A 24,442-nucleotide genomic window follows, 5' to 3' on the forward strand; every position below is an offset into this window, starting at 1 on the left:
GAGAAGCCTGCGTGCAATAAGGCGCAGCTTTTGGCCCCACCACTGATTCAACCCGTGACCCGGGGGGATCGCCCAGCCGCCCGCCCCTTCAGTCGAGGGGTGCCAGATCGGCCAGGCGGCGCACCTTGACCTTGCGCCCCTTCAGCTTGCCGTCCGACAGGCGCTTGACCACCTCGCGGGCGATGCTGCGCTCCACGGCCACGTAGCAATGAAAGTCGGTCACGTGGATCTTGCCGATCTGGGCGGCCTCGAAGCCGGCCTCGCCAGTGAGCGCACCCAGGATGTCGCCGCGGCGGATCTTTTCCTTCTTGCCGCCGAGGATCTGCAAGGTGTCCATGGCTGGCAGCAGCGGCGCCTTGGAGGCTGCCGTCATTTCAGCCAGCGGCTTCCACTTCAGGGCATAGCCCAGCAGTTGCTCGATGCGCCCGATGCGACCCATCTCGTCCAGGCTTGCCAGGTTCAGGGCCAGGCCTTCAGCGCCCGCGCGGCCAGTGCGGCCGATGCGGTGCAGATGACTCTCCGCATCCGCCGCGATGTCCACGTTGATCACGCATTCCAGCTCGGCGATGTCCAGGCCGCGCGCAGCCACATCGGTGGCCACCAGCACCGAGCAGCTGCTGTTGGTGAACTGGATCAGCACCTGGTCGCGCTCGCGCTGCTCGAGCTCGCCATGCAGCGCGAGGGCGACGATGCCCTGTGCCTGCAGGACGTCCACCAGATCACGGCATTGCTGGCGCGTATTGCAGAAAGCCAGCGTGCGCGCCGGACGGTAGTGCAGGAGCAATTGCGAGACGGCGTGCAGGCGGTCGCCTTCGCTCACCTCGAACGCGATCTGCTGGATCTGGCGCGGCGCGGCGGCCGCTTCGGCCTTGACCGTCTGCGGGTCGCGCATGAAGCGCTGAGCCAGGCCGGCCACGCCCTCGGGCCAGGTGGCCGAGAACAGGAGCGTCTGGCGGTTCTTGGGCGCCGCCTTCACGACTGTGGCGATGTCTTCCACAAAGCCCATGTCCAGCATGCGATCCGCTTCGTCGAGCACCAGCGTGTTGAGCTGCGACAGGTCCAGCGTGCCGCGCTCGAGGTGGTCGAGGATGCGGCCCGGCGTGCCGACGATGACGTGGGCGCCGAACTCGAGGCTGGCAATCTGGTTGCGCATCGGCACGCCGCCGCAAACAGTCAAGATCTTGATGTTTTCCGCGGCGCGCGCGAGCTGGCGCAACACTTCGGCGACCTGATCGGCCAATTCACGCGTGGGGCAAAGCACCAGCGACTGCACGTTCATGCGCGAAGCATCGAGCCGGTGCAGCAGCGAGAGGCCGAAGGCCACGGTCTTGCCGCTGCCGGTCTGCGCTTGCGCGATCAGGTCGGTGCCGGCGAGCGACTTGGGCAGGGAAAGGGCCTGGATCGCGGTCATTTCGGTGAAGCCCAGCTGGGCCAGATTGGCCTGCATGGCTGCGGACAGCGGCAGGACGGCGAAAGACTGCGGGAACGTGTTCATCGAAGGATTATCCCAGGCCGCCTCGCGCGAGCCTCTACTTGCTCGGCAGCCGGTACATCCAGACCGCCACGCAGAGGCAAATCGCGGCAGGCAGCCAGGACCAGGCCCGCGGCAGCCGCCATGCGGCCACGGCGCAACCGAAGGTCATCATGACCCAGGCCAGTTGCTTGGCCCGAAGCGGAATCGCGCGGCGCGCGCGCCAGTTCCGCACCATGGGCCCGAAGGTCTTGTGACTCAACAACCAGGCCTCGCAACGCTTGCTGGCGCGGGCAAAACAGAAGGCCGCCAGCAGCACGAAAGGCGTGGTCGGCAGCAGCGGCACGAAGATGCCGACGATGCCTAGCACAAGCGCGGCGAGGCCGGCCAGCAGCCAGAGAACGCGCAGGGCGAGTGGGGTCGAGTTGGGCACGGCGCCAGTGTAGAGTGGCCGCCATGCCTGCCATCACCTGCATCGAAGACCTGCGTGTCCTGGCCGAAAAACGCGTGCCACGGATGTTCTATGACTACGCCGATTCGGGCTCCTGGACCGAAGGCACCTACCGCGCCAACGAGTCGGATTTCCAGGCCATCAAGCTGCGCCAGCGCGTGGCCGTGAACATGGAAAACCGCAGCACGGCGGTGAAGCTGGTGGGCCAGGACGCCAAGATGCCGGTGGCGATAGCGCCCACGGGCCTGACCGGCATGCAGCATGCCGATGGCGAGATCCTGGCGGCCAAGGCGGCCGAGGCTTTCGGCATCCCGTTCACGCTGTCGACGATGAGCATCTGCTCGATCGAGGACATCGCCGCCCACACCACGGCGCCCTTCTGGTTCCAGCTCTACATGATGCGCGACCGCGATGCGATGGAGCGCATGATCGAGCGCGCCCGCGCCGCCCGCTGCAGCGCGCTGGTGTTGACGCTCGACCTGCAGGTGATTGGCCAGCGCCACAAGGACATCAAGAACGGGCTTACTGCTCCACCTCGCCCGACCCTCGCCAACCTGATCAACCTCGCGACCAAGCCGCGCTGGTGCCTGGGCATGCTGGGCACGAAGCGCCGCACTTTCGGCAATCTCGTCGGCCATGTGAAGGCCGTCACCGACATGAAGTCGCTCGCCTCCTGGACCAATGAGCAGTTCGACCCGCGCCTCTCCTGGGCCGACGTGGAATGGGTCAAGCAGCGCTGGGGCGGCAAGCTGATCCTCAAGGGCATCATGGATGTCGAGGACGCCAGGCTTGCGGCCAACTCCGGCGCTGATGCGCTGGTGGTCAGCAACCATGGCGGCCGCCAGCTGGACGGCGCCGAGTCGAGCATCCATGCCTTGCCGCGCATCGTCGATGCCGTGGGCTCCAGGATCGAAGTGCACATGGACGGCGGCGTGCGCTCCGGCCAGGACGTGCTCAAGGCCTGGGCCCTCGGCGCTCGCGGCGCCTGGATAGGCCGGGCCTTCCTTTACGGCCTCGGCGCCATGGGCCAGCCGGGTGTGACCAAGGCCTTGCAGATCATCCACAAGGAGCTCGACGTGACCATGGCCTTTTGCGGCCACACGCAGCTGAAGAAGGTGGACAGCGGCATCCTCCTGCCGGGCAGCTTCCCGCAGGCCTGAGAAGCCGCGCCGGTTCAGTGCGGCTTGGCGAACAGATGCAAGGCGTTCGCCACCTTGCGCAGCGCGGGTTCGTTGAAGGGGCGCTCCATCGCTGAGCGGCCCTGCAGTAGCAAGGTGGACGAGCCACCGCCATCGAGGTTGATGGCGTGCACCGCGCCGAGCTGCGCCATCACCGCTGACATCTGCGCCAGCGATAGGCCCAGCACCGGCGGCCGGCGGCCTTCGGCCAGCGCGATGATCAGGAAGCGGCCGGAGGCATCCAGGCCCACGGCGGTGCGCGGATGCACCATTGCGCAAAGGTTCTTGCAAGTGGCGTCGTCCTCGGCGGTGCGTTGGCGGCCATGGTCCAGCAGCCAGGGCGTGCCAGCCATCACATTGCGCCATTCGGGCCGGGCCTTCTCCGGCTTCAGCTCGATCACGCAATGCTGGGCCGCATCGCAGGCCAGCACGGGGCTCCTGGCAATCTCGAACACCGGCTCCCAGGCCTCTCCATCGCTGATGGTGATGCCACGCACCTGGTACTCCTTGTTGAAGAAGGACACATTGATGCTGGCCAATGCGCCGGCGGCGCTGGGCATGTTGTCGATGGCCTGGCCGCGCTCGGCTGGCGGCGAGACGCTGAGCTTGACGGTTTGCAAGTCAACCCGCAGCGCATGCACCACGCTGTCCGGGAAGGGCGTGATCCGCGCATAGTCCAGGCCCGCGCTGTTCGCCTGGATGGGCGCGGGAATGCTGGCGCAACCCGCCAGCGCAAGAACCAGCCAGCCCAGCAGCAAGCGCCTCATGCGCCCTCCTTTGCGTGGGCCCAGAGCATGCCCTGCAGACGCTCCTCAAACAGCGGCAGGCTGGAATGCCGCCCGCGGAACTTCTCCGGGTCTGCACCTTCGCCCGAGATCGCGTAGGCGATGCCGTTGCCGCGCCGCGGATCGATCAGCAGGCCGGAATGCAAGCCATAGGCAAAGCCGAGATGCCCCCAGGCTTCCTGACCTGCAAAGACGCGATCGCCCCGCCCGCCTTCGCTGCGGTCGATGAAATGCTGCAGTCCCACGCCCCAGGCCTGGAACAGGCCACCCAGGTTGTCGCCGTTGCCGGCCTTGGCTTCAAAGCGCCATTGCTCGGTGCAGATCAGGCGCACGCTCTCAGGCCTGAGGAAGGCCCGGCCCTCATGCCGCCCTTCGGCCAGCAGCATGCGGGCAATGGTGCCCAGGTCTTTCACGCGCACGCGCAGCCGTCCTTGCGGACCGAACAGCGTGCCGTTGCTGCCCAGCTTGTAGTCGGCCAGACCCTTGAACGGCTTGGGCGGCTCGCGGCTGAAGTCGTCGACCTGCGGCACCCAGGGGCCGGCCGTGTCATAAGGCTGTTCGTCGCGGCGCTTGCGATAGAGCACGGCCACCTGGGCCAGTTGCTCGGGCGGCAGCGCCGAGGCATCAAAGCCGCCCGCCATGCCCAGCGGCACCTGCACCAGCTCCCGCATCAAGTGATCGAAGCGCCGACCGGCGGCGACTTCCATCACCGAGGCGAGGACACCATAGTTCAGATTGCAATACTGGAAGAAGGCCCCCGGCGCCCGTCCGCCCCAGGCCCGGGCTGCGATGCTGCCTTGCGCGCCCAGCAGCCCCTGCAAGGTGGCGGGCAGCTCGAAGAACAGGCCGCCAGCATCGGTCAAACCGGAGCGGTGGCTCAGCAGCAGGCGCGGCGTGATCGCCACGTCGGCAAAGCGCGGATGCCGCAGCCTGAAGCCCAGGCGCTCGGACACGTCTTCGTCCAGGCTCATGCGGCCGGCCTCGACCAGGCGCATCAGCCCCATCAAGACCACCAGCTTGGTGACCGAGGCGATGCGGAACAGTGTGTCGGGCGTGACCGGCAAAGCCGGCCGGCTCTCCGAAGCGACGACACGATGACCGTATTGGCCTTCGAACACCACCTCACCCTGGCGCAACACCAGCACGCTGAGGCCTGGCAGCGGGCATTGCGGGTCGTCGACGAGCCCGCGCAGTTGCTGCGCCAGATCCGGCGAGGCCTGGGCCATCGACACCACGCTCGCGCCAGCACCGGCGACGCCCCACTTCAGCATCGTGCGGCGCTGCACCTCATTCATCGCCGTCTTCCTCGACTTCGACGGCCTCACGCGTCGTCACGATGGGTCGCATCACCTGGACCTCGAAGCGGTAGCGATCAGCGCGGTACAGGGTCTTGGCGTACTCGACGACCTCGCCCGAGCCGGCATGCGAGAGCCGCTCCACCAGCAGCGAAGGCGAGAACGGCGCCACGCCCAGCGCCCCGGCCTCCTCCTCGTTCAGGACGGTGGCCTGCAGTTGCTGGCTGGCGGCACGGATCTGCAAGCCATAGCGGGCCTCCAGCAGTTCGTACAGCGAGCCCGTGGCCAGCACGGCGGCATCAAAGCCGGGCACGCGCGAATGAACGAGGTAGACGGTTTCGAGCGCCATCGGTTCATCGCTGGCCAGGCGCAGCCGACGCACCTCCAGCAGCTGTGTGCCGGGCATGACCTTGAGCCGCTGGGCCAGCTTGGCGCCGGCCGCCAGCAGGCGGCTGCTCAGCACCTCGCTCGAGGGCACCAGGCCGCGCTGGCGCATCTCTTCCGAGAAAGACATCAGAAGCGGCTGCTTGACCACAGGTTGGCCTGACACAAAGGTGCCCGCGCCCTGCCGGCGCTGCAGGAGGCCGTCGAGCTCCAACTCACGCAGGCAGCGCCGCAGGGTCTCGCGCGCCACCTCGAAACGTTCGCTCAACTCGCGCTCTGGCGGCAGGCGGCCACCCTCTCCGTTCTGCTGGATCAGCTCCAGCAGGCGCAGCTTCAATTGCTCGCGTTTCTGATTGCGGTCCGGGGTCATGGGCGCCCTCGCTCTAGGCCGGCAGGCCGGCAAATTGGTTTGCAGATGGTCTAACGCGATGGTAGCGACTAGACCAGCTGCCACTGAACCGGCGGCGCGTGTGCCAGATGCCAAACCATCAGCAGACCATAACCGGATGACGCTTTGCCGACCTGACGGCGGCCGCCCGACCTCGGGCATTCCCGAGGCGCCAATCGGGCCAGGCTTGCGAGACTCCCTGCCAATGAACGAGTCCTGCCTCCAGCCCAACGTGCCGCACGCCTGACGATGCTGCACCATCTTCGCCTGGGCGATCTGAGCGCGGCCGTCACGTCGGTCGGCGCGGAGCTGCGCAGCCTGCGTCGCGGCGACGACAAATATCTCTGGCAGGGCAGCGGCGCGGACTGCGGCACCGAACCACAGGGGCTTGGCTCGGCGGCCCTGCAGTTCCCGCACGTGGGGCGCTTGCGCGAGGACGGGTTTGCCCACGCGGGCCGCTTCTATGCCCTGCCGCCACATGGCATTGCCGGCAGCTCCCAGTTCCGCCTGATCGAGCGCGCCGCCCACAGCCTGACGCTGACACTGCGCGCCGACAGCCACACGCGCGAGTGCTACCCCTTCGATTTCGAATTGCGCGTCACCTTCACGCTGCGCAGCGATGGTCTGGTGGTGGACTATCGGGTGCGCAACCGCGGTCTGGAACGGATGGCATTCAGCCTCGGGTCGCAGGCCTCACTGGCCCTGCCGCTGCGGCCGGGCGAGGGCCTGGCGGACTGGATGGTCGGCTTTGACTGCGCGGAAGCACCCGAGGTCTATCGGCTCGATGGAAGGCTGCTCGGCTCCCTGCCCCAGCCCTTTGAATTCAAGCCCCGGCAAAGCGTGCAACTGGGGTCGCAGCAATTCGTTGCGGGCGGCCTGGTGTTCAAGAACATCAACTCGCGTCGGCTGGACCTGCTGCACCGCCGCCACGGCCGCCGCCTCGCTCTGCATACCGGTGCTGCGCCGCACCTGTGCCTGTGGTCGCGCCCCGGCGCGGAGTTCGTCACCATTGCACCCTGGTATGGCGTTGACGACGACGCCCAGACGCCACTGGAGCTGCTCGCCAAGCCGGCCGCCATCCTGCTGCCGGCCGGTCGGGCCTTCGTGGCTGGCTACCGGATCGAGCTCGGCTGAATGCTCAGGGAATCCGCAGCTCGAACAGCGCCCCGCCGCCAACACCTTCGCTGAGCCGACTCAGGCCCTCGCGGCCTTTGTTGCGATGGGCCTGGGCCACGGCGCGGCAGACCTGCAGGCCCAGGCCCGTGCTGTGCTCGCCCGGCGTGGCTGCCGCCGGGCCGGGGCCGTCGTCGGCGATGGAAAACACCAGCATGCCGTCCTCGCCCAAGGCAGCGGCCAGCCGGATGCGGCTCACCGCGTAATGCAGGGCGTTGTAGAGCGCAGAGTCCAACGCCAGGCGCAGCAGATGGCGGTCGCAGATCCACATTGCCGGCAACTCAGGGGCCGCCCGCACCTCGATCTGCAGCCGCCCGCCACCCAGCAGCCGCGCGTCGTCGGCAAGCTCCTCCAGCATCTGTGCCGGTGACTCATCCTGCAGATGCACAGGCAGCCGGCGACCGGAGGCCAGGCGCTGGGTCAGCAACAAACCGCTCAATCTATGGGTCAGCTGCAGCACTTGCGCGTGGCTGCCCGCTGCCAGTTCCTGTGCCTCACCTGCGCTGCTGAGCACCTGCAGGCGCGCCAGCGAGTCGGCCAGCAAGGCAAGGCGGTTCTTCAGGTCGTGGACGATGACGCTGTCCAGCGGCGTGGTCATGACGCGTGCTCCGCGTCTGCTTGCAGGCTCATCCCTTGACACGCTCGCGGAAGAACTTGCGGGCTGCCGCCACGCGGTCATGGTTCGGATAGCGCGCCGTCAACTGGTCCAGCAGCTCGCGTGCGCGGTCGGCATGCTGCTGTGCCTGTCCCATCCGGTTCATTGCGATCAGGTAGAGGGTGCAAAGCTCGATCAGCACGCTGAAATTGTGCGGTGCGCGCACCAGCGCCGCCTCGCCGACGACGATGGCCTGGGCCAGATCGCCGCCCCGCTTGGCTTGCTGCAACTGCTGCAGCGCCTCGTCAACGTCCCTGCCTTCTCGCTCGACCTGCTCACGGCAAGCCTCCTCGACTGCCGTGCCCTTGGCGGAGTTCAAGGCGGCGGCCAGCATCATCGGCTGGTCGGAGTTGTTGCGGGCCACGGCCAATATCAGCGCCTGGCCCAGCTCCAGGTTGCCGGTGGCCAGCGCAGATCGCGCCATCAGCAGCTTGTGGGCGTCGGGCAGCTCTTCCATGCCGCCTTGCTGGGCCTCGGCCATCAGCGTCGCGGCCTTGTCAGCCTGGCCCAGCTGGTGCAGGCCCTGCGCCTGCAGGGCCTTGCCCAAGGCGCGGGCTGCGGGCAGGTCAGCAAACTGCTTGCCCTGTTCCTGGGCCATCATCACGCCCTTGCCGATCTCGCCGTTGTCCATCAGCGCCTGGGCCAGCAGCATGCCTTCATGGTGACTGCGCTGCAGCGCACTGCGATTCTTGGTGACAGCCGACTCGAGCGCGCGCACCGCCAACGCCACGTCGCCGTTGGCCTGGGCCAGTTCGCCCAGCTTGATCTTGCGCTGGGCATTGGGCGCCAGGTCGGCGAGAGTCTTTGCCAGCGCCAGCGCACCGACGGCATCGCCGCGCTCTTCGGCCAGTTCCAGCAACAGATCGAAGGCGGCTGCATAGTCGGGCTGGGCCTGCACCAATCTCTGCAGCGCAGCCTCGGCTTGCGGTGCGCGGCCCAGGGCTCGCAAAGCCTGGGCGAGACCCAGCTGCGCCCAGGCCAGTTCGGAGTTCAGGCCGAGCGCCTGCTCGAAACATGCTCGCGCATCGTCGAAGCGGGCCAGCTTCATCAGCGCCTGCGCCTTCTGCTTGTAGCCTTCGCCGCGGGTGCTGTCAGCCTTCTTGATGAATTCGTCGGCCACGCTGATGGCCTGGTCCCAATCGCGTGCATCCACCGCCACCAGCAAGGGCGCGAGCTGCTGCTTGCGGGCGGCCAGCGCCTCGATCTGCCGGGCCAGCAATTGATCGGTGAAGGGTTTGAGGATATAGCCGTCGGGCTGGTAGTCGCCAGCAGCCAGCACATCGGCGCGCAAGGAGTTGGCCGTGATGTAGATCCATGGCGCCAGCGGATTGACACAGCGATTGCCGCGTGCGGTTTCGAGCAGTTGCTGGCCGTCCGCCCCTTCGCCCAGGTTGTAGTCGCACAGCACCAGGTCGAAGCTGCCTTCACGCATGGCCTTCAAGGCTTCGTCCGCATGCGCTGTCATCACCACCTGGCGAATGCCCAGCCGGTACAGCGACTCGCGGATGATCTGCCGCATCTGCTGCTGATCCTCGACCATCAGCACCCGGAATGAAGTGATGGGCTTGCCCACCGGTGGCGCCACGCTTGCTCCCTGCGCAGAGTGTTGCTCGTCTCAGTATCGTGCAAATGAAAAGGCCCGCAAGAGCGGGCCTTTCCGGAGAGCGAGAACGATCAGCGCGATTACTGAACGCCCATCTCCTTCAGCAGGTTGTCGGCCTTGTCGACGACCTTCATTTGCCACTGCATGTAGCGGGCGTCCAGCACGATGGAGCGAACCATCTTGGGGTTGAAGTCCACGTCGGCGATCACGGCGTCCAGCGTGCCGTCAAACAGCAGGCCCACCAGCTCGGCCTTGCTGTTCAGCACTGGCGAGCCGGAGTTGCCACCGGTGGTGTCCAGCGTGGCCAGGAAGTTGACCGGCACATTGCCCAGTTCCTTGGCGGCGTACTTGTCGAACTTCTTGGCCTTGATGGCGGCCAGCTGTGCAGCCGGTGCATTGAACTCGCCCGTGCCCGTGGCCTTGGCGCTGACGCCGGCCAGGGTGGTGAACGGCGTCCAGTTGCTGCCATCGGCGCCCGGCGTGCGGCCGGTCACCTTGCCGAAGCTCACGCGCAGCGTGCTGTTGGCATCGGGGTACAGGGCTTCCTTGCGGCTGGCCTTGTAGGCCATCAGGGCCTTCATGGTGCTGGCATAGGCCTGCTGCACGCGGCCGCCCAGTTCCTTGTCGCGGGTTTCGCGGGCTTCGTCGTCGGCATACAGGGCCACGGCGGCCTTGATGAAGGCGTCGTCGCTGGCCTTGAAGTCGGCCGGCTTCTTGCCGACCCAAGACGTGCGCTCGGCGCGGTCAGCCAGCTTGGAGCCGGCGTACAGCACGTCCAGGCGAGCCTTGATGGCGGCCTCGTTCATGCCGGCCGTCAGGCCCAGGGCCGACAGGAAGGTCGGGTTCAGCGTGCTGGCCGGCTGGGCCAGGTACTTGACCAGGAAGCTGGCGGCGATGGCCTTGTCGACCTTCTCGTCGTAGCGGCGCTCCAGCGACTGCAGGCCGGCAGCGATGCGGCTCATGTCGCGGGCCTGGAAGCCGGACTTGCGCTCGGCATCAGGCTTTTGCTGTTCCTCAGCCAGCTTCACCAGCGTGCGGGCCGTGCCCAGCAGCGTGGGGCTGCCCATGCCCATGGCCATCTCGGCCTTGCCGATGGCCTGGCGCTCGGCGATCAGCTTCTCGGCCGTGGCGAAGTCGGCGCCCCATTCCTTGGCGCGCTTCGGGTCGGCATTGACCCAGGCCTTCAGATCGGCATAGCCCTTTTGCTTGCGGTCCAGGATGTCGGAGCCGATGTAGCTCTCCTGCTGGCCCTGGAAGTTCTTCATCGTGTTGTTCAGGCCGGCGACCGTGCTGGCGTACTTCAGCTCGGCGTCCTTGCGGCCTTCGGTCTCGGCCTTGATGATGGCCAGGCGTTGCTCGAACGCGCTGATCACGGTGGGCTGCTGCCAGCTGAAGGTGAAGTCCACTTCCACCGGCAGGCGGTAGCGGTTGGTGCGGCCGGGGTAGCCGGTGACCATCACGAAGTCGTTTTCCTTCAGCGGGCTGCTGGCCAGCTTCAGGTAGGACTTGGGCTGGTAGGGCTTGTTGTCCTTGCTGTAGTCGGCCGGCTTGCCGTCCGGGCCCACGTAGGCGCGGTAGAAGCTGTAGTCGCCCGTGTGGCGCGGCCACATCCAGTTGTCGGTGTCGCCACCGAACTTGCCGACACCGTCGGCCGGTGCGTGCACCAGGCGCACGTCACGGATTTCCATCTGCTTGATCAGCTGGTACTGCACGCCGCCGTAGAAGCCGTAGACGTTGCAGCGGTGGCCGGCGTCCTTCTCGCACTCGGCGACCAGGGCCTTCTCGTTGGCTTCCATCGCATCGACACGGGCCTTGCCCGTCAGCGCGGCCACCTTGGCGTCGATCACGCGGTCCGTCACGTCCTTGACCTCGGAGGTCACGAACACGCGGCTGCCCGGAGCGGCCGGCAGCTCGTCGGCGAACGTGGCGGCCAGGAAGCCGTTCTTGATCAGGTCGCGGTCAGGACGCGAGTTGTACTGGATGCTGCCGTAGGCGCAGTGGTGGTTGGTGACCACCAGGCCTTGCGGCGAGACGAACGAAGCGGTGCAGCCACCCAGGCTGATCACGGCGTTCATCGGGAATTGGGTCAGGTCCTTCAGCTTGGCCGGGTCCAGGGCCAGGCCGGCGGCCTTCAGCGGCGCTGCGATCTGCGGCAGTTGCGAGGGCATCCACATGCCTTCTTCGGCGCGCGCGGCACCGGCGGCAGCCAGGGCCAGGATGGCCAGGCTCAGCGAGGAGAGCTTTTTCATTGAATCAGGTCCAGGTGGGGCGCGCCGGGGTGGGCGCGGGGCGTATGGCCTTGTGGGCCGAACAGCAAAGCCCAGAAGACTAGCACCGTTCTAAGGGTTTCCCCATAAGGCTTGCCCGAATGACGAAAGTCACCCCTGATGGTCCGAAGCCCAGGCGACGATACAAAAATCATCGCGTCGAAGCCCGGGAAAGCTGGCGCCAGGGCCCGGATTGCGCGATAAAGGTCCCTGACGCGAAGCTGACAGGAGCACCCCATGACGGTCCGACAACTCAGCCTGATCAAGCGCTGGCTGCGCCTGCATTCGCGCGGCCATGCGGTGGAATTGCAAGCCTGGGACCTGGTGCTGATGGCCTGGCTGGTGGGCCTGCTGGGCGTGCCCGTGGTCATCATGTTGGACGCGCCACTGTGGCTGCTGGCCTGCCTGACGGCCCATCTGCTGCCCGAAATGTATTCAGCCGCGCGGGTGCGGCTGCACCGGCGCGGCGTCTTGCGGTGTGACTACGAAGCGCTGCTGAGATGAATCAGTGGATCAGCCCGATCCACTCACCGGCGCTCTGGTAGCTCTCGAACAAGGTCAGCGAGAGCTCGCGCAGTTCGGTGTTGCTGCTGGCATGGCCCTTGGCCAGGCGCTCGAAGGCATAGAGCCGGTCGTAGATCATTCGGGTGGGCTGCACCGCAGTGCCTTCCTGCCGCATCAGTTGCTCGAAGTGCTGCAGCTCGCCCATGGCGACAGGACCGGCAATCAGGCTGCCGAGGTCGAACGATTCGTCCTGCCACAGCGTGCCGGCATTGGATGCGGGAACCAGATCGAGCGGGATGAACATGGGCGGCCTCATCGACGGAATGCTTGTGCCGCCATGATGCGAGCCGGCGCCAAAACTTAAGTCCGAAAAAGCAGGCAAAGACCCCGCTAATTCGGCTCAAGCCGGGTGCAGGTCAGCCGACGTCGGGACTTTCAGGCCGACCGTGCAGCGCCGGCCCCGTCTCCTGGATGAAGCTGTCCAGCTTCTGGCACCAGCTCGCAGCCGGGGCTTCAAGCTCTTCCAGGCGCAAGACCTCAATGCCGGCATCCGTCAGCATCTTGTCGGCCGCGCCGTTCTGCGCGACGTGGGTGGACTTCTTCTCGAGAAAGACCACGCGCTTGATGCCCACCTGGATGATGGACTGCACGCAGCGCGGGCACGGGAACTGCGTCGTGTAGATGGTGCCGCCGGTCAGCGGCAAGACCACGCAATTGAGGATGGCGTTGACCTCGGCATGCACGATGTAGCTGTGGCGCGAGCGCAGCGGGTTGTCGTCCTCGTCGGCCCAGTAGCTCGGGTCTTCATCGTCGCAACCGCGCGGCAGGCCGTTGTAGCCGACGCCCAGGATCTTGTTGTCCGCACCGGCGATGCAGGCGCCGTTGCGCTTGCGGCCGTCCTTGGAACGGGCGGCGGCCAGCAGGGCAACGCCCATGAACATCGAATGCCAGTGGATCAGAGGTGTGTTTTGCATCGCAGGGAAAGTGTACCCATGGCCCGACGATGCCTCCCTAGAATGCCCCGCCATGGACCTGCAAGAGATGCTCACGAAATCAATCTGGGGCCGCAACCTCGCCGCTGCGGAGCTCGCCCGCGTGCTGCAGGATGCGCGTGAGCGCAAGGTGCCGGCGGGCGAAGCCATCGTCAGCAGCGGGCAGTTGGCCCAGCACTGGCTCGGCCTGATCAGCGGCTTCGGCAAGATGAGCGTGGGCTCGGCCGAGGGCCGCGAGACCAGCCTGACCAGCATCGCCAGCGGGGGCTGGTTTGGCGAGGGCACCTTGATCAAGCGCGGGCACTGGCAGTACGACGCGGTGGCGCTGCGCGATTGCCGCGTGGCGCAGCTGCCGCGTGAAACTTTCGAATGGCTGCGCGCCACCAGCCTGCCCTTCAATCACCACCTGCAAGTGCTGATGAGTGCGCGGATGGGTCAGTTCATTGCCCGGATGTGCGATGACCGTCTGCTCGACTCCACTGCCCGCGTCGCCCACTGCCTGGCCGGCCTGTTCAATCCCGAGCTCTACCCGGAGCCCGGCAGCTTCATCGACATCCGCCAGGCCGAGCTGGGCCAGATGGCCGGCGTTTCGCGCCAGCGCGCCAATCGCGCCTTGCAGCTGCTCGAGCAGCAGGGGCTGGTGAGCCTGTCTCGCCGCGGAATCGAGGTGCACGACCTGCCCAGGCTGCGCGCCTATTGAGACGCTGCTGAGAGCTTGCTGGCGCCAGGCACCCCCTTGTCAAGGCGGGTTGCCAGCGCAGCCCAATTCGAGGACAGTCGCGCCCAGTTCAAATCAGAGCCGGGACCCGCCTTGTCTTCTGCATCCACCGCCGCCACACCGGCCGCACCCTACATACGCGACGACCGCGCGTTCTTCGGCCATCCGGCCGGCCTCGGCTGGCTCTCGTTCTGCGAGCTCTGGGAGCGCTTCTCCTACTACGGCATGCAGGCGCTGCTGGTGCTGTACCTCAGCAACTACCTGTTCCTGCCGGAGAACATCGGCAACGTCGCCGGCATCCATCAGCTGCGCGCCCTCATTGAAGGCGTGACCGGCCCGCGCTCGCCGCAGCAACTGGCCTCGGTGGTGTTCGGCCTCTACGCCGGCTTCGTCTACCTGACCCCGCTGTTCGGCGGACTGCTGGCCGACCGGGTGCTGGGCCGCACGAAGACGGTCGTCATCGGCGCCGTGCTGATGGCGCTGGGCCATTTCCTGATGGCCTTCGAGCTGCTGTTCCTGGTCGCGCTGGCCTGCCTGCTGCTGGGCGTTGGCTGCTTCAAGGGCAATATCGCCGCTCAGGTCGGCTCGCTCTATGCCCCGGGCGACAAGCGTCGCGCCAGTGCCTTCCAGATCTTCATGCTGGCGATACAGATTGCCGTGATCGTGGCGCCCATCGTCTGCGGCACGCTCGGCGAGAAGGTGGCCTGGCATTGGGGCTTTGGCGCTGCCGGCGTGGGCATGGTGTTCGGCCTGTTTGTCTACCTGGCCGGCCGCAAATGGCTGCCGCCAGAAACGCCGCGCGTGAAGAATGCCGACGCGAAAGCGCCCAGGCAGCCCATGACTCGACGCGACAAGGCGCGCTTTGCGCTGCTGATCGGCCTGATCCCGGTGCTGATGCTGTCCATCGTCGGCAACCAGCAGTACAACAACGCCTTCCCGCTGTGGTCGCAGAAGAACATGGACCTGCTGCTGTTCGGCTGGCAGGTGCCGGTGACCTGGCTGCAGTCGGTGGACGCGGTGATGAGCACCACGACCATGATCTTCTCCATCGCCTTCTGGCGCTGGTGGGCCACGCGCCGCCGCGAGCCCGATGAAGTGACCAAGATGGCCCTGGGCGCGCTGCTCGCTGCCTGCGCGCCAGCGCTACTGATGATCGCCTCCGTCACCGTCGATGGTGGCCAGGGCAAGGTCAGCTTCGCCTGGACGATCGGCTACACGCTGCTCAACAACCTGGGCTTCGCCAACATCCTGCCGGTCGGCATGGCGCTGTACTCACGCACCGCGCCGCTGCGCATGGAAGGCCTGTTCCTGGGCATCTACTACCTGCATCTTTTCCTCGGCAACACGTTCGTCGGCTGGCTGGCAGGCTTCCTTGAAGAGATGAGCGGCATGCAGTTCTGGGGCCTGCATGCCGTGCTGGTCGCCAGCGCCGGCGTGCTGCTGCTGGCGGTCAAGCTGTTCTTCGGCAAGCTGCTGGAGCCGGACGATCAAGCGGCCGGCGCCCAGGCCTAAAGCGAGCTCGCACAGCCGACCTCCACGTCCGCAAATCTGCGTGGGCTCGGTGGTCCACAGCAGTTCGAAATGGATGTTGCCGCAGTGGTAGCGACCGGGGATGAGCATGGGGGACGAGTTTGACGATTTGACGATTGCAGCGCCACGGCGGGCTCAACCTGGAGACTTGATCAAATAGTCGAGTGCCCGCCTGAGACGGGCCCCGAGGCCAGGGCAAAATCTGCCCCCAGCTTGCAAGTTCGCAAGCGCCACCCTAGATCGCCGTACGTTCTCATGCCAAAAATCCCTCACAAGCCTTTCGTCATCGGTGTCGCAGGGGGCAGCGGCAGCGGCAAATCCACGGTCACGCGCCAGGTGCTGGCAGCCATCGGGCCGGAGAACGTGGCGGTGGTGATGCAGGACGACTACTACCGGGACCAGTCCCACATGCCGCCGCAGGACCGGCGCAAGCAGAACTACGACCATCCCGATGCCTTTGACTGGCCGCTGATGACTCAGCACCTGGCCGCGCTGCGCAAGGGCGAAGCCATCGAGATGCCGGTGTATGACTTCGCGGCCGACAACCGCTCCAGCGACACCATCACCGTGACGCCCGCGCCGGTGATCCTGGTCGAGGGTCTGTTCGCCCTGTACGACACCAAGCTGCGCAACATGATGTCGCTGAAGATCTATGTGGACACGGCCTCGGACGTGCGCTTCATCCGCCGGCTGCAGCGCGATATTTCCGAGCGCGGCCGCAGCACCGAGTCGGTGGTGAACCAGTACCTGGAGACCGTGCGCCCGATGCACAAGCAGTTCATCGAGCCGACCAAGCGCTACGCCGACGTGATCCTCCCGCACGGCGCCAATGGGCCGGCGGTGGAACTCATCACGACCAAGGTGATGAGCCTGCTGCAACCAAAATAGCGGCGCTGAGCCCCGCGGAGCCGCCGGGCCAGATCGGCGGCCTTGAGAACCGCCGACCGCCTACTGCTTCATTGGCTCGCCAGGCAGGCTTGTGACCACGACGGGACGGGTCGACAAGGCACTCGATTCCATCTGAGTCTTGCCCTCCTTCAAGGCAGCGCTGTCCGACAGGATGCTGACCGCCTCATTCAGGAGGATGTCGACGACAGACTTCTGCGTCTTCTCGATGGCCAGATCCTTGCTGAGCTTGCGCTCGTTGAATTGCAGGCCATCGTCCGCCAGCACGCCGGCCGCACTGCTGCCTCCAGCGCCCAGGATGGCGCTCAGGCGAGCCTCTGAATCGGCGCGCTCCTTTCTCCGCTTCGCTTCATTGAGCGAAATCACATTGTTCTTGCGACGTTGCTGGGCCTTGGCAAGATCCTCAACGAGGCCCTGGTATTCACGGTCGCGTTGCACACGGCTCTCGTGCCACGCCAGCAGGCGCGGAACTTGAGCGGCGATCTGGCCCACAGGCACGTAGTCGACCGCCTTGATGCGCGTCCAAGGCAAGGCATTGCCAAAGCTCGACTCGCCGAACGAGGCGGCGTCGCCACTGGCCAAGAGGCTGATGTCCGGTGTCACGCCGCGCAATTGCGTGGTTCCCCCGTTCACCCGGAAAAACTGCGCGATGGTCAGCTTCAATTCGCCATACACGGGGCTTGTGTTCTTGGCGATCTGGTCGAGGTCAGCCACGGTCTGGACCGTCCCCTTGCCGAAGCTGGGCTCGCCGATGACCAGGCCCCGGCCGTAGTCCTGAATCGCCGCGGCGAAGATTTCCGACGCTGAGGCCGAGGACCTGTTGATCAGCACGCCCATCGGACCGTCCCAGGCCACGTCAGTATTGATGTTTCTCTCGACGCTGATCTCGCCTCGGGCATTGCGCGTCTGGACCACCGGCACCTTGCCGACGAACAGCCCTGTCAGGCCAATGGCCTCCCGCAGCGAGCCGCCGCCGTTGTTGCGCAGGTCGATCAGCACAGCCTCGACCTTCTGGGCCTTCATGTCTGCCAGCAACCGTGCCACGTCACGCCCGGCGCTGCGGTAGTCCTTGTCACCCCTGCGTAGCCCTTCCACATCCTCGTAGAACGATGGCAGGGTGATCACGCCGATCAGGCGCTTGCCTTCGCCGGTCGCCACCGAATAGACCTTGGCCTTGGCCGCGCTGTCCTGCATCGTGATGGTCTTGCGGACCAGGACGACGGTCTTCAACGGCGCATCGGGCCCCTGGTCGGCGGGCAGGACGTCCAGGCGCACGGTTGACCCCACCGCGCCACGCACCAGCGCCACCGTGTCGTCCAGGCGCCAGCCGACCACGTCTTCGAGGGGGCTCGTCTCGCCTTGGGCAACGCCCACGATGCGGTCGCCCACCTGCAGCTTGCCTGACAGGAGGGCGGGCCCGCCGGCCACCAATTCCCGGATGGTGGCGTAGCCGTCGATATCGGTCAGGACGGCGCCAATGCCCGCCAACGACAGGCGCATCGAAATGTCGAAATTCTCTGCGGCACGCGGCCCCAGATAGTTGGTGTGGGGCTCGATCGCCGTCGTGTAGGCGTTCATGAACGCCTGGAAGGCGTCGCTGGCCTTGATCTTGCCGATGCGCTTCTCGGCGCTGGCGTAGCGCTTGTCGAGCACCTTGGCGATGGCGGCGTCGTCCTGGCCCGCGAGCTTGAGCCGCAACCAGTCGTTCTTCACGCGCTTGCGCCACAGGTCCAGCGAATCCGCCTCGGTAGCGGGCCAGGGCTGGTCCTTGCGATCCATCATCAGCGTTTCATCGCCGCTGAAATCGAACCCCTTGAGCATCAGGCTGCGGGCATAGGCCATGCGCTCGACGGCCCGGCGCTCGTACAGATTGAAAATCTCGAAGGGCACGCGCAAGTCCTCGCCAAGGATCGCGTCGTCAAGCCGGGCTTTATCGACGGCCAGGCGGTCAATGTCCGACTGCAGGAAGTAGAGCTTCTCGGGGTCCAGCGCTTTCAGGTACTGGTCGAACATCTTGCTCGACAGGGCATCGTCCAGCGGAACGGCCTTGTAATGAAAGCGAGAGAGCAGCTCTGCAGCCAGCCGAGCCGCCTTGACCTCCTGCCCTGCCGGCTTCAGCGGAGGCGGGTAAGCAAGCCCAGAGTCCGCCGCCACAACAACGGTGGTTGTGAAAGCCAGCGTCAGCCAGAACCCAATCAGCTTTTGTTTCAATCTCACTCCACCACGGTTGAACCGAAGAACTCAGGGTCGATGCCAATCCTGGTCGATGGCCTGGTCGCTTGCCTGATCGCTTGCATGCCCAGGACCTGAACGCCGGTTGCTCATCGAAGGATACCTACGGCCCGGATACTGCCACGAGTCACGGGGGCTGACGTTCGTGACGGGCAGCTCCACAATCCGGACGCACCCGCTTGTTGGCGCTGCCGCTCAGACCTCGGCGAGGAAAGCCGCCGCATCACCCGCTTCACACGGCCAGTCTGCGAATACGCCGACCAGATTGCATTCCACGCAGTGGCAAGCGATGTAGTACCAGCGCACTTCATGGGTGCCCGCATGCACCGCGACGCCGGACACCAGCTCGAACACCTCGTTCTCGCACACGCATTCGTGCGTCTCGGGCGCGGCGCCTTCAAGGTGGCCCGCACTGTCGCCCATCAGGTGTTCCTGCCCGCAGTCGCTGCAGGTGCGGATGGCCACACCGGCCTCTTCGTCGGTCTGCAGCGCAAAGGTCCGGCAACCGCAAGCGCATTTGGACGTGGCAAACCGGACGGCCTCATGGCCATTCGCGATGCTGTAGCTGCGCAGTTCGGCTTGGGTGTCGCCGGACGTCGTCCCGTACCAGAACTCACCCTTCTTCGTCAGTGCCATTGATGCTGCTCCATGTCCCAAGAAGGGATTCCTGGCGGGCCTGACGCCAGGCCCGCCCCATTCGTTTGGATTTTGCCTGGAGGCGCGGCGAATCGTCGTCAAGGGCCTGGGTCGAGATGATCGCTGGCAATGGCTGCAGACAGCGTTCAATGCCGTTCCTGGCGCCGTCTCTCAAGCGCGGGTTCGCTGACTGGGCGCTGATGCCTGGTTTGCAAACTGTTCAACTTGGTTTCGCCAGCGCGCTCAACCGGTCAACGCCAATCGGCTCTTCAGGGAGTAGCGGCACGACGGCATATCGCTTGGCATGAAGCGTTGCGACGGCGTCAATGAAGGGCAACTCCTTGGCGGCGCGTGCTTTCAACAGGGCTGATGTCACTGACGTCACCGAGACACTGCCGTTGATGACCCAGGCCCACGGTTCAATTCCGGCTCTGCGCAGGTCATCCTGAAGCACGGCGGCCTCCTGAACAGGGGTGTTCTCCGCCAGCGTCGCGATCAGGACCTTGGTCCGAGTCTCATCCTGGAGCTGCATCATCGGCGTCGTGAAATGGACGCCTGAAATCGACATCTGCCTGGCAATCTCCCGGTGATAGGCCCCGGTGGCATCGAGCAACAGCAGGGTGTGGCCAGTCGGCGCAGTGTCCATGACGACGAACTTGCGGCCTGCCTCTCGGATGATGCGGGAGAAGGCCTGGAACACTGCGATCTCCTCCGTGCACGGGGATCGCAGGTCTTCTTCGAGCAGGGCGCGGCCCTGTGCATCCAGATTCTTGCCCTTGGTCGCCAGCACCTGCTCTCGATAGCGCAGCGTCTCGGCCTGCGGGTCGATGCGGCTGACCGTCAAGTGCTCCAACTGACCGACCAGAGTCTCCGCCAGGTGCGCAGCAGGGTCGGACGTTGTGAGATGAACCGGCAGCCCGCGTCGTGCCAGCTCGACAGCAAGCGCCGCGGCCAGGGTCGTCTTGCCGACCCCGCCTTTGCCCATCACCATGATGAGTCCATGCCCAGGTGCTGCCACGTCGTCCACGAGCTGAGACAGTGTCGGCGCACCGAGCGTCGCAGATTGCGTTGTATCCCCCGTCTTCGTCAGCGGAGCCTGATCGTCGAAGAATTGGCGCAGGGCTTCAAGGCCGACCAGGTCGAAGGCCTTCAGCGCGACCTGATCCGTCGGCAGGTCGCGAAGTAGCGTTGGCATTTCAGCAAGTGCATGCTGCTCGCGCCGAACCACGGCAGCAGCCAGGGCGTCATGCGCTGCTTCGGCGGTGGGCATGACCCCATTGATCACCAGGTACTGGCGGCGCAACCCTATCCGGGCCAACTCGTCGTGTGTGCGCGCCACCTCTCGCAAGGTGGAAGCCTGCGCGCGAGCCACCAGAATCAGTCGGGTGCGCTGCGAGTCGGCAAGTGCGTCGACAGCGGCTTTGTACTGAGCTCGCTGTTTCTCCAGCCCTGCCAAAGGTCCAAGGCACGATGCGTCGCCCTTGCCTGACTCCAGGAAGCTGTTCCAGGCCCCCGGGAGCTGCAGCAGGCGGATCGTGTGCCCCGTGGGCGCTGTGTCGAAGATGACATGCTCGAATCGCTCGACCAGAGACTCGTCGGTGAGCAGGCCGGTGAACTCGTCGAAAGCCGCAATCTCGGTGGTGCAGGCACCGGAGAGCTGCTCTTCGATGCCCTTCACGACATCGACAGGCAGGACGCCGCGCACCGGTCCGACGATTCGATCTCGATAGCCCTGGGCAGCCGCCTGCGGATCGATTTCCATGGCCCAGAGATTCTTCACCTCGGGCACGGCCGTGATCTTGTTGCCTATGCGGATGCTGAAGACCTGACCGACATTGGAGGCCGGATCGGTGCTGACCAGCAGGACCTGCTTGCCTGCATCAGCCAGCTTGACCGCAGTGGCGCAGGCCAGCGAGGTCTTGCCGACGCCGCCCTTGCCGGTGAAGAAAGCGAAACGGGGCAACTGGTCAAGAAATTTCATGGGGCGGTCCGGTTCAGCAGCACTTGCCACCGCTGCAGCAATTGCCCGCGCTGGTGGCTGGTTCACGTGTATCCAAGCCTAACCATTGCGCGAGTTGCTGGCGGCTCGGATAGCGTCCGGCCAACACGACCTGGCCCTCCAGAACCGAAATGGGCAGCGCATCCTGCCCCGCGCGTTCGAGGAACCCGCGTACGGCTTCGTTCTGCGCGAACGCCAAGGGCTGTTGGGCCAGGTTGAAACGCTCAACATGGGCGCCTTGACCCTTGGCCCAGTCGACATCGGCAGACATCTGGACGAGCTGAGCATCGACATCCTGGCCGCAAACGCCGCTGCTGCAACAAAGGGCTGGATCGAAGATCTGGATGGAGGGCATGTTGGTCTCCTGGAGCTTGCGTCATTGAACGGACACAAGCTTGCGGCAAAGTGCAAGCCCGTGTCTTGTGTTGCATCAATATTTCCAACTCTATAGAATTATCGACTTATGGAAGAGCAACACGTGATCCGTTCCCTCGCGGCCCTGGCCCAGGCCCACAGGCTCAAAGTGTTTCGTTTGCTGGTGGTCGCTGGCCAGCATGGGTTGACGCCCGGCGCACTCGCCGAGGCGCTTGAGCTCCCGGCCGCGACGCTGTCCTTTCACCTGAAGGAATTGAGCAATGCCGGCCTGGTAAGCCAGGAGCGCATCAGCAGAAATGTGGTCTACCGCGCAGCGTTCGATCACATGAACGAACTGCTGGCCTACCTCACCGAGAACTGCTGCCAGGGCGAAGCCTGCATGCCAGCGTCATCAACGACCTGCGCCTGCTGACTCCTACCTACTTCCGAAGGGATCCCGTGAGCTCCGTGATCTACAACGTTCTCTTTGTCTGCACTGGCAACTCGGCCCGCTCGATCCTGGCCGAAGGGCTGATGAACCACATGGGGCAAGGCAAGTTCAAAGCCTTCTCCGCAGGCAGCCACCCGGCCGGTTCCGTCAATCTGCTGTCGCTGAAGACGCTGGCCTGGCTGCAGCTGCCAACAGATGGCTATCGAAGCAAGAACTGGGACGAGTTCGCTCGCCCTGATGCGCCGCAACTGGATTTCGTGTTCACGGTTTGCGACAAGGCCGCTGGCGAGGTCTGCCCGGTTTGGCCGGGCCAGCCATTGACGGCGCATTGGGGCCTGCCTGACCCTGCGGCCGTCAAAGGTGATGAAGCGCAGCAGTTGCAAGCCTTCCAGGACACCGCGCTGGCCCTCAAGCGCCGCATCGAGTTGATGTTGGCGCTTCCCCTGACCACCCTGGACAAGATGTCGTTGCAGAAAGCAGTTCGCGACATCGGCCAAGCCTGACCTCTCGCAATTGCAGCCATGACGATCAACGTTCTCATCCTCTGCACCCACAACTCCGCGCGAAGCGTGCTCTCCGAGGGCATGCTGAACCATCTGGCTGCGAAAGCCGGCAAGGATGTCCGCGCCTTCAGCGCCGGCAGTGCGCCCAGCGGCCGACTGAACCCGTTTGCGCTGGAGGCGCTCACCAATGCCGGTGTCGATGTCAGCGGCTATCGCAGCAAGAGCTGGGACGAGTTCACCTCCCCCGATGCACCGCCGCTGTCCATCGTCATCACCGTCTGCGACAGCGCCGCGGCCGAGCAATGCCCGGTCTTCTTTGGCGCCGGCATCGATGGGGGCCAGCCGGTCAAGGTGCACTGGGGCTATCCGGATCCGTCGAACGCCGAGGGCGGCGACGAAGGCAAGCGCCGGGCCTTTGAGCTGACGCGCCAGGCCATTGGCTATCGCATGCTCCAGCTGCTGCAACTGCCGCTGGAGACGCTGGGCAAGCAGGAGCTGCTTGCCGCACTCAACGCCATCGCCAAGAGCTGAAGTCACTGCAATGAACTCGAGCACTCCTCAAAAGCTCCTTGCTGAGGCCTTGGGCACGGCCTTGCTGATGGCGGTGGTCATCGGCTCCGGCGTGATGGCGGAGCGCCTGTCCGGTGGCAATGTCGCCGTGGCGCTGCTGGCCAACACGCTGGCCACGGCGGGCGGCCTCTACATCCTGATCGAGGTCTTCGGGCCGCTCAGCGGAGCCCACTTCAACCCGGCGGTCAGTGCCGTCATGGCCTGGCGGGGCGAGTTGCCCCTTGCCACCCTTGCGCCCTATGTCGGCGCGCAGTTGCTGGGCGCCATGCTCGGTGCCTGGTTGTCGCATGCGATGTTCGACATGAGCATCCTCCAGTTCTCCACCAAGCTGCGGGGTGGCACGGGGCAATGGATCGCCGAAGGTGTCGCGACATTCGGGCTGCTGCTGGTGATCCTGCGTGCGCCCGGTTCGCGCGTGGCGGCCATGGTGGCCGCCTATATCGGTGCGGCTTATTGGTTCACGGCATCGACCTCGTTTGCCAATCCAGCCGCCGTGTTCGGTCGGATGTTCAGCGACAGCTTTGCAGGCATTGCACCTTCCAGCGCACTGGGCTTCGTTGTTGCGGAGTTGATCGGTGCAGCCGTTGCCGTGGGCGTGCATCGGCTGCTCTCTTCGCCACAGTCTGCTGGCGCGGCCTCTCCCAGCGAATCAACGTCCGCTCGCCATGTCTGATCCCCTGTTTCCTGACGCCACGTTTCCGGCCCTGAAGCCGGAGTTGTTCGACGTCCCAACTCAAGAGCGCCTGACTGTGCGCTCGCCCTCCCAGCACCGACCGCGCATCCTCATGCTCTACGGTTCGCTGCGCGAGCGCTCCTACAGCCGGCTGCTGAGCTTCGAGGCGGCACGCCTGCTGGAGGCCATGGGCGCCGAGGTGCGCATCTTCAATCCGAGCGGCTTGCCGCTCCCCGATGACGCGCCCGACTCCCACCCCAAGGTGCAGGAGCTGCGCGAGCTGGCTGCCTGGTCCGAGGGCATGGTCTGGACCTCGCCGGAGCGGCATGGCGCCATGACCGGCATCATGAAGGCCCAGATCGACTGGATTCCGCTTTCGTCCGGCGCCGTGCGGCCCACGCAGGGCAAAACGCTGGCGGTGATGCAGGTGTCGGGTGGCTCGCAGTCCTTCAATGCCGTGAACCAGATGCGCGTGCTGGGTCGCTGGATGCGCATGCTGACCATCCCCAATCAGTCTTCAGTGGCCAAGGCCTTTGCCGAGTTCACGGACGAGGGGCGCATGAAGCCCTCGTCGTTCTACGACCGCGTCGTGGACGTCATGGAGGAGTTGTTCAAGTTCACCTTGCTGACCCGTGATTTCGGGCCGTACCTGGTGGATCGCTACAGCGAGCGCAAGGAAAGCGCCGAGGAACTCTCCAAACGAGTGAACCAGCGAGCCATCTGA

General features: G+C 65.5%; 25 protein-coding genes. 11 read left to right on the forward strand and 14 right to left on the reverse strand.

Features of this window, described 5'->3' with window-relative positions:
• Positions 1-88 precede the first annotated feature (88 nt).
• Both dbpA and ABT392_RS12250 read right to left on the reverse strand, forming a co-directional pair.
• The gene (dbpA, locus tag ABT392_RS12245; protein ID WP_395385645.1) at positions 89-1,495 is read right to left on the reverse strand and encodes an ATP-dependent RNA helicase DbpA; all 1,407 of its coding nucleotides are present in this window, start codon (positions 1,493-1,495) and stop codon (positions 89-91) included.
• 34 nt (positions 1,496-1,529) lie between these two features.
• Positions 1,530-1,904 carry a YbaN family protein gene (locus ABT392_RS12250; protein WP_395385644.1) on the reverse strand — a complete coding sequence of 125 codons (375 nt, stop codon included), beginning with the start codon at positions 1,902-1,904 and terminating at the stop codon, positions 1,530-1,532.
• A gap of 23 nt (positions 1,905-1,927) precedes the next feature.
• Here ABT392_RS12250 and ABT392_RS12255 point away from each other — a divergent pair, with 23 nt between their 5' ends.
• Positions 1,928-3,082 (forward strand): alpha-hydroxy acid oxidase, encoded by a 1,155-nt coding sequence (locus ABT392_RS12255; RefSeq protein ID WP_334276122.1) that lies wholly within the window; start codon positions 1,928-1,930, stop codon positions 3,080-3,082.
• Between the two features lie 14 nt (positions 3,083-3,096).
• Here ABT392_RS12255 and ABT392_RS12260 read toward each other — a convergent pair whose 3' ends face one another.
• From ABT392_RS12260 to ABT392_RS12270, 3 genes are read right to left on the reverse strand one after another with little or no spacing between them, the layout of a single operon-like run.
• Positions 3,097-3,867, reverse strand: a complete 771-nt coding sequence (locus ABT392_RS12260; RefSeq protein ID WP_395385643.1) for a phosphodiester glycosidase family protein — start codon at positions 3,865-3,867, stop codon at positions 3,097-3,099.
• Positions 3,864-5,180: a serine hydrolase domain-containing protein gene (locus ABT392_RS12265; protein ID WP_395385642.1), complete on the reverse strand. Its 1,317-nt coding sequence runs from the start codon at positions 5,178-5,180 to the stop codon at positions 3,864-3,866. The genes ABT392_RS12260 and ABT392_RS12265 overlap by 4 nt, the downstream gene beginning before the upstream one ends.
• Positions 5,173-5,934: a GntR family transcriptional regulator gene (locus ABT392_RS12270; protein ID WP_334276127.1), complete on the reverse strand. Its 762-nt coding sequence runs from the start codon at positions 5,932-5,934 to the stop codon at positions 5,173-5,175. The genes ABT392_RS12265 and ABT392_RS12270 overlap by 8 nt, the downstream gene beginning before the upstream one ends.
• Before the next feature lie 267 nt (positions 5,935-6,201).
• On the opposite strand from ABT392_RS12270, the gene ABT392_RS12275 reads away from it, so the two are divergent.
• Positions 6,202-7,086 (forward strand): aldose epimerase family protein, encoded by an 885-nt coding sequence (locus tag ABT392_RS12275; RefSeq protein WP_464970783.1) that lies wholly within the window; start codon positions 6,202-6,204, stop codon positions 7,084-7,086.
• 4 nt (positions 7,087-7,090) lie between these two features.
• Here the strand turns inward: ABT392_RS12275 and ABT392_RS12280 are convergent, their stop codons facing one another.
• From ABT392_RS12280 to ABT392_RS12290, 3 genes are all read right to left on the reverse strand, one after another.
• Entirely contained in the window at positions 7,091-7,723 is a 633-nt protein-coding gene (locus ABT392_RS12280) for a sensor histidine kinase (RefSeq protein WP_334276129.1), read from the reverse strand.
• 28 nt (positions 7,724-7,751) lie between these two features.
• Positions 7,752-9,365, reverse strand: coding sequence for a response regulator (locus tag ABT392_RS12285; RefSeq protein WP_334276130.1), 1,614 nt, complete (start codon positions 9,363-9,365; stop codon positions 7,752-7,754).
• 98 nt (positions 9,366-9,463) lie between these two features.
• On the reverse strand, positions 9,464-11,632 hold the full coding sequence (locus tag ABT392_RS12290) for a S46 family peptidase (protein WP_334276131.1): 2,169 nt from the start codon (positions 11,630-11,632) through the stop codon (positions 9,464-9,466).
• Positions 11,633-11,887: 255 nt separating this feature from the next.
• On the opposite strand from ABT392_RS12290, the gene ABT392_RS12295 reads away from it, so the two are divergent.
• Positions 11,888-12,154 (forward strand): hypothetical protein, encoded by a 267-nt coding sequence (locus tag ABT392_RS12295; protein WP_334276132.1) that lies wholly within the window; start codon positions 11,888-11,890, stop codon positions 12,152-12,154.
• 1 nt (position 12,155) lies between these two features.
• Here the strand turns inward: ABT392_RS12295 and ABT392_RS12300 are convergent, their stop codons facing one another.
• Both ABT392_RS12300 and ABT392_RS12305 read right to left on the reverse strand, forming a co-directional pair.
• A complete protein-coding gene (locus ABT392_RS12300) occupies positions 12,156-12,458 on the reverse strand; it encodes a hypothetical protein (protein WP_334276133.1) in 303 nt (100 codons plus the stop codon).
• A 112-nt stretch (positions 12,459-12,570) separates the two neighbouring features.
• Positions 12,571-13,128 carry a deoxycytidylate deaminase gene (locus ABT392_RS12305; protein ID WP_395385640.1) on the reverse strand — a complete coding sequence of 186 codons (558 nt, stop codon included), beginning with the start codon at positions 13,126-13,128 and terminating at the stop codon, positions 12,571-12,573.
• A gap of 52 nt (positions 13,129-13,180) precedes the next feature.
• On the opposite strand from ABT392_RS12305, the gene ABT392_RS12310 reads away from it, so the two are divergent.
• The 3 genes from ABT392_RS12310 (at position 13,181) to udk (ending at position 16,282) form a co-directional block, all read left to right on the forward strand.
• Positions 13,181-13,846 (forward strand): Crp/Fnr family transcriptional regulator, encoded by a 666-nt coding sequence (locus ABT392_RS12310; protein ID WP_334276135.1) that lies wholly within the window; start codon positions 13,181-13,183, stop codon positions 13,844-13,846.
• Positions 13,847-13,957: 111 nt separating this feature from the next.
• The gene (locus ABT392_RS12315) at positions 13,958-15,376 is read left to right on the forward strand and encodes a peptide MFS transporter (RefSeq protein WP_334276136.1); all 1,419 of its coding nucleotides are present in this window, start codon (positions 13,958-13,960) and stop codon (positions 15,374-15,376) included.
• A gap of 273 nt (positions 15,377-15,649) precedes the next feature.
• Positions 15,650-16,282: a uridine kinase gene (udk, locus tag ABT392_RS12320; RefSeq protein WP_334276137.1), complete on the forward strand. Its 633-nt coding sequence runs from the start codon at positions 15,650-15,652 to the stop codon at positions 16,280-16,282.
• Positions 16,283-16,342: 60 nt separating this feature from the next.
• Here udk and ABT392_RS12325 read toward each other — a convergent pair whose 3' ends face one another.
• From ABT392_RS12325 to arsD, 4 genes are all read right to left on the reverse strand, one after another.
• Complete coding sequence (locus ABT392_RS12325) at positions 16,343-18,517, reverse strand: carboxy terminal-processing peptidase (protein WP_395385639.1); 2,175 nt, start codon at positions 18,515-18,517, stop codon at positions 16,343-16,345.
• Positions 18,518-18,727: 210 nt separating this feature from the next.
• Positions 18,728-19,168, reverse strand: a complete 441-nt coding sequence (locus ABT392_RS12330; RefSeq protein WP_395385638.1) for a hypothetical protein — start codon at positions 19,166-19,168, stop codon at positions 18,728-18,730.
• Between the two features lie 220 nt (positions 19,169-19,388).
• The gene (gene arsA, locus ABT392_RS12335; protein WP_395385637.1) at positions 19,389-21,149 is read right to left on the reverse strand and encodes an arsenical pump-driving ATPase; all 1,761 of its coding nucleotides are present in this window, start codon (positions 21,147-21,149) and stop codon (positions 19,389-19,391) included.
• Between the two features lie 13 nt (positions 21,150-21,162).
• Positions 21,163-21,522, reverse strand: coding sequence for an arsenite efflux transporter metallochaperone ArsD (arsD, locus tag ABT392_RS12340; RefSeq protein WP_334276141.1), 360 nt, complete (start codon positions 21,520-21,522; stop codon positions 21,163-21,165).
• Positions 21,523-21,630: 108 nt separating this feature from the next.
• Here arsD and ABT392_RS12345 point away from each other — a divergent pair, with 108 nt between their 5' ends.
• The 5 genes from ABT392_RS12345 to arsH are packed head-to-tail and all read left to right on the forward strand — an operon-like array spanning position 21,631 to position 24,442.
• Complete coding sequence (locus tag ABT392_RS12345) at positions 21,631-21,954, forward strand: ArsR/SmtB family transcription factor (RefSeq protein ID WP_334276142.1); 324 nt, start codon at positions 21,631-21,633, stop codon at positions 21,952-21,954.
• A gap of 26 nt (positions 21,955-21,980) precedes the next feature.
• Entirely contained in the window at positions 21,981-22,475 is a 495-nt protein-coding gene (locus ABT392_RS12350; RefSeq protein ID WP_395385636.1) for an arsenate reductase ArsC, read from the forward strand.
• A gap of 18 nt (positions 22,476-22,493) precedes the next feature.
• Complete coding sequence (locus ABT392_RS12355) at positions 22,494-23,006, forward strand: arsenate reductase ArsC (RefSeq protein WP_334276144.1); 513 nt, start codon at positions 22,494-22,496, stop codon at positions 23,004-23,006.
• 10 nt (positions 23,007-23,016) lie between these two features.
• Positions 23,017-23,718, forward strand: coding sequence for an aquaporin (locus tag ABT392_RS12360; RefSeq protein WP_395385635.1), 702 nt, complete (start codon positions 23,017-23,019; stop codon positions 23,716-23,718).
• On the forward strand, positions 23,711-24,442 hold the full coding sequence (gene arsH, locus ABT392_RS12365) for an arsenical resistance protein ArsH (RefSeq protein ID WP_395385634.1): 732 nt from the start codon (positions 23,711-23,713) through the stop codon (positions 24,440-24,442). Before ABT392_RS12360 ends, arsH begins: the two co-directional genes overlap by 8 nt.

Source organism: Paucibacter sp. JuS9, from assembly GCF_044043925.2.
Taxonomy (GTDB): Bacteria; Pseudomonadota; Gammaproteobacteria; order Burkholderiales; family Burkholderiaceae_C; genus JAUASW01.

Coding starts and splice junctions, on each gene's coding strand:
- dbpA (WP_395385645.1), bottom strand. CDS start 1,495: ATGAACACGTTCCCGCAGTCTTTCGCCGTCCTGCCGCTGTCCGCAGCC.
- ABT392_RS12255 (WP_334276122.1), top strand. CDS start 1,928: ATGCCTGCCATCACCTGCATCGAAGACCTGCGTGTCCTGGCCGAAAAA.
- ABT392_RS12260 (WP_395385643.1), bottom strand. CDS start 3,867: ATGAGGCGCTTGCTGCTGGGCTGGCTGGTTCTTGCGCTGGCGGGTTGC.
- ABT392_RS12265 (WP_395385642.1), bottom strand. CDS start 5,180: ATGAATGAGGTGCAGCGCCGCACGATGCTGAAGTGGGGCGTCGCCGGT.
- ABT392_RS12270 (WP_334276127.1), bottom strand. CDS start 5,934: ATGACCCCGGACCGCAATCAGAAACGCGAGCAATTGAAGCTGCGCCTG.
- ABT392_RS12275 (WP_464970783.1), top strand. CDS start 6,202: ATGCTGCACCATCTTCGCCTGGGCGATCTGAGCGCGGCCGTCACGTCG.
- ABT392_RS12280 (WP_334276129.1), bottom strand. CDS start 7,723: ATGACCACGCCGCTGGACAGCGTCATCGTCCACGACCTGAAGAACCGC.
- ABT392_RS12290 (WP_334276131.1), bottom strand. CDS start 11,632: ATGAAAAAGCTCTCCTCGCTGAGCCTGGCCATCCTGGCCCTGGCTGCC.
- ABT392_RS12295 (WP_334276132.1), top strand. CDS start 11,888: ATGACGGTCCGACAACTCAGCCTGATCAAGCGCTGGCTGCGCCTGCAT.
- ABT392_RS12300 (WP_334276133.1), bottom strand. CDS start 12,458: ATGTTCATCCCGCTCGATCTGGTTCCCGCATCCAATGCCGGCACGCTG.
- ABT392_RS12305 (WP_395385640.1), bottom strand. CDS start 13,128: ATGCAAAACACACCTCTGATCCACTGGCATTCGATGTTCATGGGCGTT.
- ABT392_RS12310 (WP_334276135.1), top strand. CDS start 13,181: ATGGACCTGCAAGAGATGCTCACGAAATCAATCTGGGGCCGCAACCTC.
- udk (WP_334276137.1), top strand. CDS start 15,650: ATGCCAAAAATCCCTCACAAGCCTTTCGTCATCGGTGTCGCAGGGGGC.
- ABT392_RS12330 (WP_395385638.1), bottom strand. CDS start 19,168: ATGGCACTGACGAAGAAGGGTGAGTTCTGGTACGGGACGACGTCCGGC.
- arsA (WP_395385637.1), bottom strand. CDS start 21,149: ATGAAATTTCTTGACCAGTTGCCCCGTTTCGCTTTCTTCACCGGCAAG.
- arsD (WP_334276141.1), bottom strand. CDS start 21,522: ATGCCCTCCATCCAGATCTTCGATCCAGCCCTTTGTTGCAGCAGCGGC.
- ABT392_RS12345 (WP_334276142.1), top strand. CDS start 21,631: ATGGAAGAGCAACACGTGATCCGTTCCCTCGCGGCCCTGGCCCAGGCC.
- ABT392_RS12355 (WP_334276144.1), top strand. CDS start 22,494: ATGACGATCAACGTTCTCATCCTCTGCACCCACAACTCCGCGCGAAGC.
- ABT392_RS12360 (WP_395385635.1), top strand. CDS start 23,017: ATGAACTCGAGCACTCCTCAAAAGCTCCTTGCTGAGGCCTTGGGCACG.
- arsH (WP_395385634.1), top strand. CDS start 23,711: ATGTCTGATCCCCTGTTTCCTGACGCCACGTTTCCGGCCCTGAAGCCG.